Annotated in this window: 6 protein-coding genes; all 6 read right to left on the reverse strand. The window is 31.4% G+C overall.

Translation table 11 applies throughout. The annotated features are described in order from the left end of the window. Positions 1 to 36 precede the first annotated feature (36 nt). Positions 37 to 852, reverse strand: a complete 816-nt coding sequence (locus tag ACSVH2_RS07100) for a glycoside hydrolase family 16 protein (RefSeq protein WP_438092468.1) — start codon at positions 850 to 852, stop codon at positions 37 to 39. A 32-nt stretch (positions 853 to 884) separates the two neighbouring features. After that, positions 885 to 2,288, reverse strand: coding sequence for an Ig-like domain-containing protein (locus ACSVH2_RS07105; protein ID WP_438092469.1), 1,404 nt, complete (start codon positions 2,286 to 2,288; stop codon positions 885 to 887). Positions 2,289 to 2,306: 18 nt separating this feature from the next. After that, positions 2,307 to 5,438 (reverse strand): glycosidase, encoded by a 3,132-nt coding sequence (locus ACSVH2_RS07110; RefSeq protein ID WP_438092470.1) that lies wholly within the window; start codon positions 5,436 to 5,438, stop codon positions 2,307 to 2,309. Between the two features lie 338 nt (positions 5,439 to 5,776). Beyond that, positions 5,777 to 8,569: a triple tyrosine motif-containing protein gene (locus ACSVH2_RS07115; protein ID WP_438092471.1), complete on the reverse strand. Its 2,793-nt coding sequence runs from the start codon at positions 8,567 to 8,569 to the stop codon at positions 5,777 to 5,779. Positions 8,570 to 8,731: 162 nt separating this feature from the next. Then, complete coding sequence (locus tag ACSVH2_RS07120) at positions 8,732 to 10,123, reverse strand: T9SS type A sorting domain-containing protein (protein ID WP_438092472.1); 1,392 nt, start codon at positions 10,121 to 10,123, stop codon at positions 8,732 to 8,734. A 323-nt stretch (positions 10,124 to 10,446) separates the two neighbouring features. After that, positions 10,447 to 11,868 (reverse strand): T9SS type A sorting domain-containing protein, encoded by a 1,422-nt coding sequence (locus ACSVH2_RS07125; protein WP_438092473.1) that lies wholly within the window; start codon positions 11,866 to 11,868, stop codon positions 10,447 to 10,449. Positions 11,869 to 11,947 lie beyond the last annotated feature (79 nt).

Below are 11,947 nucleotides of genomic sequence, written 5' to 3' on the forward strand. Positions count from 1 at the left end.
TTCAATTTATTTTTAAGAATTGTTTGAGAAATTATTCTATTCGTAAATTCTAATATAGTCAACTAACATAGTTTGAGGAAAATCAGTTTCGCTGTTTGGTGAACCTGGTAAATTTCCACCTACTGCCACGTTAAGGATGATGTAAAAAGGTTGATTGAAAACCCATTCACCCGGAACATCAGCTGGAGTAATTTGATTGTACAATACATCATCAACATAATAATTGATATAATTTTCTCCCCATTCTATTCCGAAAATGTGAAAATCATTATCAAATCTGTCGTTTAACAATGAAAAAGTTTTAGTAATTGCACTACCTCCAGAATAACCTGGACCATGAACAGAACCAAATATTTCTGTTGGTTGATTTCCTATGTATTCCAAGATATCTATCTCTCCACATTGAGGCCAAGCAACAGTATCAGAATTTGCACCTAACATCCAAAAGGCAGGCCAAATACCTTTTCCCCAAGGCAGTTTAATACGTGCTTCAATTCGACCATATTTTTGTTCAATCTTTCCTTTTGAATAGATTCTCGCAGAAGTATAGGAAGAACCTAAATACAACTCTTCAATAGCAGTTATTTTTAGATTACCATTTTCAACAACTATGTTTTGCGGTCTATCGGTGTAATATTGCAATTCATTGTTTCCCCAACCATTTGTTCCTGTTCCTATATTGTAACTCCAAAAACTTGAATTTGGCGCTCCATTTACATCAAACTCATCTTGTAAAACCAATTGTGTTTTGGTGATAACAGTTTGTTTATCATCTACAGAACATCCTGCAAGAAATAAAGAGACGCTAGCTAAAATGAAAGTGCTTTTAACTGATTTTATTTTTTTATTCATCATGATTAAATTAAAGTTATTATGAAAACTTATTAGTTATAAAAATAGATGTTGTCAACATAAAGCACTGAACCATCACCACCTTCTAAAATAAGTTGAGCAAGATGTGATCTACTTAGCAAACCAGGCATTGCAGAGAAAGGAATGTCTATGGAAATCCAATTTTGTGAAACTAAAGTTGGAGCAGTAAAAGTGGTAGAATGTCTCGTATCATCACCTCCACCATATACACCACCAGCACCGAAATCTACAACAATAACTCTAAGCTGTCTTCCTGGAGCAATTGGCCCTGGAATAAAGGCATCTAAATGAACGTGAGTCATAGCAGTGGCATTTATAGTTGGACTACTAAATTCAATCCCAACAAAATTAAAAATAGTATAATTTAAGATATTATCTCCTTGCACTGAAAAGTCATTTGAAACAGTAGTTTGCCATGGTTGCCAATACCCATTATAATAGTTCACGGGAACATTGGTGTAGGTATCTGAAAAAATAGAAATTACGTTTGCAGCATTTCTTGTAGGTGTTGGTGCATGACTAAATGTACCAACACAATTAATAGTTAAACTACCTGTAGCAAGTTCATCACCAAAATTTGCAGTGATAACAGCAGTTCCAGTACTTAAAGATGTTATAGAACCAGTAGCATCAACACTAGCTACACTTGGGTTTGAAGAAGAAAACTGTAAGTATGAAGGACTCATAGTAACTACTTGATTAACTCCAGTTGGTAAATTAAATGTTGATACAACACCATCAATTTGAGAATTAACTCCAGTAAAAGTTGTTTCTGATACATTTGCACCATTCATAATAGAGGCAACTCCATGAGAAATAGTTCCTAATTTTTCAAATTTTACTTCATCAATCCAAAATGTATATCCATTACCATTTTCTGGACCTTCAGAAAAATAAAATAATCCTTTTTGGTTTTTCAATTTTGAAGCATCAGGGATAGGAATAATATATTTTTTCCATGTCGTACTCAATCGTGTTCCATTAATAGAAGCAGGGTATTTATTTTCTCCTAAATCAATTCCAAAACCAACTACATCCAAGGTTGCAGCTACAGAACTTTTTGCCCAAAAAGTTAAAGCGTCATATTCTGACAAGTCTCTTCCTACCGTTGTAAAAAAAGCACCGCCAGCATAAGCTCCTTCTGGGTCATTTTCATTAGGTACATCAAAACGCATAGAAGCGCTAGAATTATTATAAGTAACATCAGAATCAACCTGAAAGGCTGTAAGCACTGTGTTACTAAAAGCAGCATAATTTAGTCCTGCACTGAAAGTGTCAATAAACACATCAGGATTTTTAGAATAGCTTGCTTCTTTAAAGTCATTTGAATCGTTTTCACATCCAAAAAATACAACTGCAATTACCAAAGTTGATAAAAGAGTCATCCAACGAGCGTTAATAAAATTTGTTTTCATAGTATTATCTTTTTTTTTTTAATTTCCAATATTAATTGTAACATAAGTTCTGATTTCCCACTCTACACCATTAGAATAACCAATAGCCGTAGGATCTGGAACTAAGTTTCCTGTTGCGTCCAATACTTGAGTTGGATTGTATCTTGGAGAATATTGATCTAAAGAACGCCAAGTTCCTCTAAGACCAATTCTTGTTCCTGGAAGTATAAACCAGTCCGGTTTACCAATTCCAAAAGATAAATCTGCCATTAATTGTAAAGGGTAAGTTAAATTGAAATCTCTGTGGTAATCAAAAGGTCCCCAATCATTTACTTTTACAAATGAAGTTAACTTAAGTCTGTTGTAAATCATTTTTACGTCTAAACCGAAACGATCAATAGTTCTAGCGTCGCTACCGTTAGATTGTGCAGGTCCACCATATATATTTGTTATGATACCAAAATCAGAATTAAACTTTGAAACAAGTCTAACATTTGTTTCCCATAAATCTTTAGCAGGCGGTGCTCCTTCAAAAGCAAAAGCTGTTCTGTTAGCTAAAAACCCGATTGCGGCATCTTGAGTAGTAGGCAAATGACGGTAAACGAAACCAGCGCTCACTGCAAATTTTGAATCTTCAGAACGATCGTTATCCCAATCATACATCCATGTTCCTGGAGTTGGGTCAAAAGTAAATAATAGTTCACCTGCAACTTGTTCTCTATTGGCTCTCACAATAAAAGGGTCTTCTAGAATATTTCTTGGTCGTCCTGGTGCTGGTACAGTACTTGAAATTGGTCCTTCTAATGGTTTTTGCCATAAAAAATTAGGCGCGATTTGTAATTTACCAACATTGTAGGTCATACCTGTTAGGAAATTATATTGATTTCCACTGCCGCTATCTTTCAGTCTCCAACCAGTAAAAGTTTGTGTTAAATCTGCACCACCACCAGCAACTAATCCTTGAGCAGCAGCTTGAGCATACCAGTTAATAGTTCCTCCGGTGTAAGTAATCTTCATTTTACCACCTAAATTGTCTTTAGATTCTATTTTGTTGGTATAAACTTGTTCATTTCCTTCTTCACCTCTAACAACTTGGTATTCTCTACCTTCTAAAGGTTGTCCTGCCCAAATACCACCTAAATCAATACTAATTTTATCAAATTTTCTATTTAAATGTAATGTGAAACGTCTTGTTTTTGGTTGTGGAATAGCATAAGAAGTTTGCGTATTAGTTCGTTGAGTTAAATCTTCATGAAAAATACTCGTTAGATTAATTTTACCAAAAGTATTAGAATATTTTAATAAAATAGCTGGATTCGCACCCCACCATAATTCTGGTCCCATGGCCAACTTAAATCCTTTGAATAACTTTTTCCCTTCAATTTCTAGTCCTAATGGAGCTCTACCTCTATATATGTCAAGATTTGGTCCGTAATTTGCTTCAGGATATAAACCAAAGAAATCTCCCTCGTATCCCCAGTGGTAATGCCCAGTTCTGTAGAAACCATCTAATTTAAATAATTTTTCATCCCATCTAAAACTAGCTCTATAAACTTCTACACGATTGTTATCTTCTAATGTTACATTTCCATCAGGACTTTCAACAACAACTGGACGACCTCTATTTTCATAGAATATTTCATCAATTGGATTCAATGCTACATTTCCTAAAATATTAAACTCCACATTTGCTGTCATATTTGAAGTAGGACTTCCTTCCACTCCAACGTAAAATGATTGCATACTATCAAAACCTAATTGATTAGGATATGTAGTACCATTTGGATCTGGTTCATCAGGAGTTGTTATTAAATCACCACCTGTGTTAAAAGTTGTGAATTCTGCAGTTAATCTTGAAAACCTAATTTTACTGTTTTTTTGGCTATCTAAAGCGGCTTTGTCACCTCTAGCTCTGAGTGATGCATCTAAAATCTGAATTTTATCAAAGTGATTTTGAATGTCACTCAATGATTTTCCATTTGTAAATGGACTTAATTCATGAACATCTTTTAAAACATAATAAGCTGATCGTGGATATAACTGGTAGGTTCCATTAACGCTAGTTGGTCCTTTGGCGCAAATTCCAAACCATTCTTCATTCATGTTGTTATTACCTTCAACATAATCAAAACTATAACCTCCATTTGACCAAGAAGCGTTTGTATCGTGAATGTCTAAGTTTTTTGTTTGTCCAAATTTCCACCAACCATCACTAAATTGAAAAGTAAATCCTCCCAAACTATTGCCACTTTTCCCTAAACCTGCAGCATTTTCATAGATTTCTTTCCAATTCCCTTTCAAAATTTTGGCTTGTGCGTTTTGATCTTCCTCATTAGTAACAGCATTAAATGCATCAGTACCAAATTCGGTTAATAAAACAGGTTTACCATATTCTTTTTTCACTCTTTGATATAAATCTCCAAATGAAATACCACGGTATACATTAATACCCAAAATATCAACATTTTTACATTCTTTTGATATTATATCGAGGAAAAGTAAGTCACCATTACATATTGCAATTGGATGAGAGTTATCAATAGTTTTCATTGAAACAACCGCTTCATTGAATAACTTGTACATAGACTCAGCTCGGATAGTAGATTTTCTGTCTTCTATAGGAATATCCTCTGTTTCTGCTCCATCCCAAAACAAACCATAATTATTTTCATTTCCCAATAAAAATAATAGTAATCCTTTGGTATCTTTATATTCTGAAGTCATTTCTTTTACCTCTTTAAGAAGTAACTCTCTTGTTTTAGGGTCAGAGTATTCAGTATTTACAGTCCAAGTACCATCTATGGTTAAACCATAACGACCAAATGAATGATTAAGCATTGTATAAATACCATAATTAGTGTAAATATATTCTATCCATTTTTTTGGCATTCCCGTGTAAACTCTAATGGTATTTACACCCATATTTTTTAACAAACCCATTTCATCATCCAAAGCTTTTTGAATAACACTTTCAGGTTGTTTCCATAAACTGTAGCTATAATTTGTACCAATAGGAACATAATCCCAGTTCATCCCATTTACAATAAAATCTTTTCCATCAACTTGAAATTTAATTCCATCACTTGAATTGTCAATAGTAATTTTATTGGCTTGTGAAAAAATTGAAGTTGAAAAAAACAGAACAGTAAATAGTAAAATAAAATTTCTCATAATATTAATTGTTTGGTTTGTTAGTGTATTTCTATATTTAATTTGAAAGCAATACAATTTAGATAAATTTATTGCGATTAACTTAATTATCCATTGCGTTTTTTAGTTTTTCTATAAAAATTAAAGACACAAATTGTGATATTGTAAATTTACATTTTTTATAATTTCACTCCCAAAATATACATTAAAGAAACTATACAAGATTACTTTAAAATAAAAAAAATGGCTTAAAGCAGATAAATAGAGTGAAAAAAAAGCAAAATAAGTAATAACGTCAAATACAGATAAAGCAGTTTGTATAGTTTATGTATAGGTAAATTACTTAAATAATACTTTTTTTATATCGAAAGAATATATTCAACTAGTCCAGTTTCGTGCGGTAAATCCATTTTTTTGCGCAAACGATATCGTTTAATTTCTACACTACGAACAGAAATATTTAACAAAGGAGCAATTTCTTTTGACGATAAATTCAATCTAAGATACGCACAAAGTCTTAAATCATTAGGAGTTAATGTAGGATGAGCTTGTTTTACTTTCTTTAAAAAATCTTTGTCAGCGGAGTCAAATGCTTCTTTAAAAACATTCCAAGCATTGTCAACCGATACGTTTTTATTTATAGTTGTAGCTATAATTGATTTAATACTTCTAGAACTAGACTCGTCTGATGATTTCTTCAAATCTTCTCTAATTAGTGATAATAACTCATCCTTTTTAATTAAGTTCATAGTTGATAGAGCTAACTCTCTGTTCTTTTCATTTACATCCAATGAAAGTTGCTCATTTCTTAATTTCATTAATTGCTGCTCATTTTCCAACTCTTTAATTTCAAGCAGTAAATTATTTTCTTCTATCAATTTCTGCTTTTGTTTGGAATAATAATTTCCATAAGCTTTGTTAATGTAATAGGCAAAAACACACATTAAGAGAAAATAAATAATTAGAGCAAAATTTGTACTATACCAAGGTTTTGATATTGTAAAAGTATATACTACACTATTTTCTGGTTGTGAATTGATAAACTTTGATCTTACTTTGAAAGTATAGTCTCCTGGTGATAAATTCTTAAAGTTAACAGTTGACTTAGAGCTCCAATCACTCCACTCATCTTGAAATCCTTCTAATAAGTATTGATATTCAGTAATAATATATTTGTTGTATCCAGGAACAGTATAACTAAAAGTAATGTTATTTTCATCGTGGGAAAACTTCCCATTCTCTGTTATTGGAAAGCTAATTAACTTGCCGTTGAGCTTATTGATACTAATGTTAGAGAGAACTAAATTATTGTTTTTAAAATTTAATTCATCAATTTTAAAGGTATAATATCCATCAGTAGTTCCGATTAAATAATTTGAATTATTCAACTGTGTGATATTTTCATATCCCAACATAGAATTTGTAATTGAAGAAGGTATAGAAATCACATTTTTCTTTAATTCAGAATTTAATTTATTTACTGTGAAATAGTTTATATAATTTTTAGAAAATAACCATAATCTATTTGAATTATCAATTATTAATTTTCCAGAAGTATATTCATTATTTTCAAAAACTGAGCTTAATGTTTTATCAATTTCAAACTCTTTTGTCTTTTGATTTAGCTTAAAAATTCCTTCCTTGTAAGCATAATATATTGCATTATTAAATTTAGAAAGACCGGAATTTTTCCCTTTCTCAGGTTTGGTATAAGTATAAAGTTTTGAACCTTTTCTAAAATCAGAATCTAATTGAAAACGAAAGATTCCTTTATATTCATGACTTACATATATTTCATTTGAATTGGTGATTTCGAAATGTTTAGAGGAATAATTAAACCCAGAAATTTTATTTCTAAATATCCATTGATTATTAACTTTCTCTAAAACAGATATTCCGTAATAATTACCTTGAAGTAATAAGTTTTTTCTATTGGGTACAACTTCGAGTTTCCAAGTTCCCGATTGAGAAAAAATTTGCTTTGAAGACTCATTTTCTATAATAAATGTACCAGAGTCATGACCACAAAACAAATTTCCATCATGAACAAACAGAGACCAAACTTGACCTTTCGTTCCTTTGATAAATTTGAATTGATTGTCATTCAAAAAATCTTTATAAAACAACCCTTGATTAGTTCCGATATACAATTTTCCTTTATGAAGTACAGAAGCATAAACGGTTCCTAAAGTACCCGTATCATCAAAAAAACTTCGAATCGGAGATTGTAAATTGATACAATTAATTCCGTTATCTAATCCAAGCCATATGTTGTGATCAATATCCTCAAAAATGGATAAGACGGTATTATTACTCAATCCTTTTCTTTGAGTAATATGATATTTTACTTTCCCCTCTTTTGTTAAAATAAAAACACCATTAGAAATCGTTCCAATAGCAAAGTTCCCATTTTCAATCATTTGACTACTGTAAATACTGCTTGATGAAATATCTGAGTCGGCTTCAGTATTAAATTTCACTAAACTCCCATTTGTGAATTTATAAAAACCATCAAATTGAGTATGAATAAGCAAACCATCAGTAACATCAAAAATATTTACAATTTTATTATTTTTAAGTATTGCATTGTTTAAAACCAACCTACTTGACCCATTTTCTATTTCAAATAAATCATAATTTACAGTTTGATAATAAATAGAACTTGAGGTTTTAAAAGATTTTAAAATATTATTTTTTGGTGTAACGATTTTGAACGTTTTAGTTTTAGTATCATAAATATAAATCTTGTCAAGGGATTGAAAAATAACCCATTGATCATAATTCAAAATATTCCAAAACTGTTCATCTACATTGATTTTAGATTTAATCTTCTGACTTAAAGAAGAATATTTTAGCCTTCCATTTTTTTCTCTAATCCAATAGCCAAATTCCATGTAACATCCTGTAAATACTTTATCTCCAATAACTTTAACAGAACGAACTATTGTTTCGTTTGGTGATTTATATAGCGTCCAATTAGAACCATTAAATTCTAACAATCCTTCATTATTGGCAAAATATACAAAATGATTTTTATCCTGTGAAACCATCCAGTTTTGATTTCCAGCGCTATAGGTGGTGGAACTATATTTAACAATTGGTGGTAAATCCTGAGCACAAATAATACCAGTAAAAAACACCAGTAGTATCATACTTAAAAATCTTTTGTTAAATAAAATCTTGTCATCCATAGTTACACAATATTACAAATTCTAAAAATAGTATTAAAATCTAAAAGTAATTTATTTAATTGATTTATAAAAAAGAAAAGCACGGAATAAATTCCGTGCTTTTCAAAACTAATTAACTTAAACTTATTCTTTTATAAATCTTGTTGAAGAAACATTTCCATTGATAGATGTTTTAACAATGTAAACACCCACTTGAAGACTTTCAACATCTAAGGTAACTAACTCTGTATTTGGAGTTTGAGAAATTACGGATTGACCTAACAGATTGTATATAGTAACTTTTTCAATTGTCTGAGCTGATTCTATATTTAAAACGTTAGTTGCAGGATTTGGATACAATTTCACATTTGAAGTATCAAAATCTGCTGTTCCTAGAGTAGTGTTTTTGTGTAAATAAATATTGTCATAATAAACTGTTCCTAAATTAGAAGTTATAACAAATTGCACAAAATCATTTTTACTCGGGCAAGAATTACCTGGAGGTGTATTTATACAGTTAAGACTAGTCATTGGTATGTCTATTGAAATCCAAGTACCTTCAGATCCTGGTGTTAAAAAGTTGGAACTATTCCCAGTGTATTCAAAGGCATTAGTCTCTCCAGTTGTTCCATTCCAATTAGAAAATTTAAAACTAAAAACTTTACCTATAGTTGTGGGTTCAGGTGTCCAAATATCCATATGGAAACGTGTAAATTCATTTGCGTCAAATCTTCCTGCTAAAAAGGATATTCCTTCACATCCTAAACCTGTAATTTTATTTGTGTTATTACCATCAATTACTACCAAACTAGTTGAGGCTCCACACCATGAAGTATTATAAGTATTATCGTCACCACCTGAATAACCTAATACACCAACATTAGGATAGGGAGCATCAGTAAATACAGCTTTTACGTCAGCGGCAGGTCTATTTGGTGGTGTTGGAGCAGCAGTTGTTGGAGCTGGAATTACAGGAGGTGTTCCAAGCGGTCCTTTGATATTGTCTACATAAAAAGTTCTTGCAGGTGTAGGAACGGTTGGATTAAAAAATCCTACTGCACCTGGAGCCCAATAGGCATGTATAACAAAACCTGAATATATGCCATTTGCTGGTGTTGGTTGGCCGTCTAATTCAGTATTAAATGTAAATGAAATTGTTTGCCATGTGCTTCCACCAGGATGCGAAGCAGAAGCTGCAGTTATAGCTGGTCCACCAACACCTCCTGTTACTTTAACTAAAAATGTAATAGCAGTGTCCGAATATACATCCATAGTCATTGTTTTGGTAGTTGTCAAATTAACTAAAGAGGTTAAAGTTAAATTAACACCCTGCCATGGTTGACCTGCTGTGTTTCCAACTAATTTAAGAACCTGAGTTGTGTTAGTGCCAGTACCTGTTTCAACTACAGGAGCTGGGAAATCACCAAATGCCGCACCCACTGAGCCACTTTCTCCAGGTTCAAATCCTAACAAAAGGTCTTGTGAATATCCTAATGAGAAAATCATAAGGAATACAAATAAAATAATTTTTTTCATAATAAATTGATTTAAGTTGAACACAAAACTAGACAATAAACATTGTATTATAAAATTAGAGTAGTATATAAAAACTATACAAGTAGTAATTAAACTCAAACGTTTGAAATATGGGTGTATAATATCATTCTATGAAAAATTTTAGTTCTAATGTTGTGGTATTATATATAATGAAACATTTAAAAAATTATCATATAAATGGATAATAAATTAAATTTTAATGACAAATTGATTTATTTATCTACTTCAGAATATATAACTGATTTATAAAAAAGAAAAGCACGGAATAAATCCCGTGCTTTTCAAAACTAATTAACTTAAATTTATTCTTTTATAAATTTTGTTGACGAAACATTTCCATTAATAGAAGTTTTTACAACATAAACACCTACTTGAAGACTTTCAACATCTAAAGTCACTAACTCAGTATTTGGAGTTTGAGAAATTACGGATTGACCTAACAGGTTATAAATAGTAACTTTTTCAATTGTCTGAGCTGATACAATATTTAAAACGTTTGTTGCAGGATTTGGATATAACTTTACATTTGAAGCTTGAAAATTATTTGTACTCAATGGTAAACCTTTGTAAAAATAAAAATTATCAATAAATAAAGTGGATGGAGCAGATGGATCTATAAGAAGCTGAGTGATTTTTGTTTTATTTGTGATATTACCCGTAAAAGTTGACATAGGCAAATCAATTGTCTGCCATGAACCAGTAACAACTGGACCTAGAGGGGCTAAAGCCTCGCCACCATCAACAGTATTAACTATTTTTACAGAAATTGGATTAGTACTTGGGGTCCAATAATCGATGTGAAAATTTTCCATAGTCGATAAATCAACACCTGTAGCATAATTTGTTACCATTCCAATAAATTCACAACCTAGAATTTTCCATGTATCGTTACCAGTAATTTGAATTGGGGTAAATGTCCCTAATTGAGACCAACCTGTTGGTAATTCACTCAAAGTTACATTTGAATAAGCATTGCTGTAGATAGAAACAACATCACTTGGATTTCTTGCAGGAGGATTTGGTGCAGCAACTAAAGGTTCTTGTCCAGGACAAGGTGCGCACAAAGTACCACCACAGTCAACACCTGTTTCACTTCCATTCTGAATACCATCAGAACAAGAAACTGGATCTGTTAACCTGTTTGCTCCCCAAGTAATATCATCAACTAACAATTGAACATCAGATGTTCTGTCAGGACCACCACACGTGAAGTCAACAAAAACAACCACTTGGTCAATGTTAACATTTTCACCAACATTAAATCCAGATATGTTCCAAGTTAATGTTACCCATTGGTTTGTAGTTGTAACCAATCCTTGATTGTCTGTAATTTCAAATACAGTTCCGTTTGTTGCATTAACAAATTTAATTCCAACTTTCCCAGCAATACTTTTATTTACTTTCATGCTTAAAGTCTGATTGCTAGGTACAGCAGAATCTAATTGCCAAGTTCCTAAAGTACCATGAAAATTAATAATACCAGCATAACAAGCTGAACCTTGTGTAGCATTAATTTTTAAAACCTTTGTTGTAGCAGAAGTATTAACACCATCTGGATCTGGATTTGTAACAATCTCAGCACCAGGATTAGGATTTTCAAAAGTTGTCCAATTCGTCAAAACACCAGAGGGAGAACCAGTTTCAAAACCTAAGTTATATTGTTGTTGTTGTGAAAATCCTACTGTAGTAGCCAATAGGAAAAATAAGAAAGTAATTTTTTTCATAATTATAAAATTTAAGTTGAAATACAAATTTAAAGTATTTAAATAACACATTCAACAACATTGATATATAAAAACTATA

The sequence above is a fragment of the Flavobacterium sp. RSB2_4_14 genome, from assembly GCF_051547085.1.
Taxonomy (GTDB): Bacteria; Bacteroidota; Bacteroidia; order Flavobacteriales; family Flavobacteriaceae; genus Flavobacterium.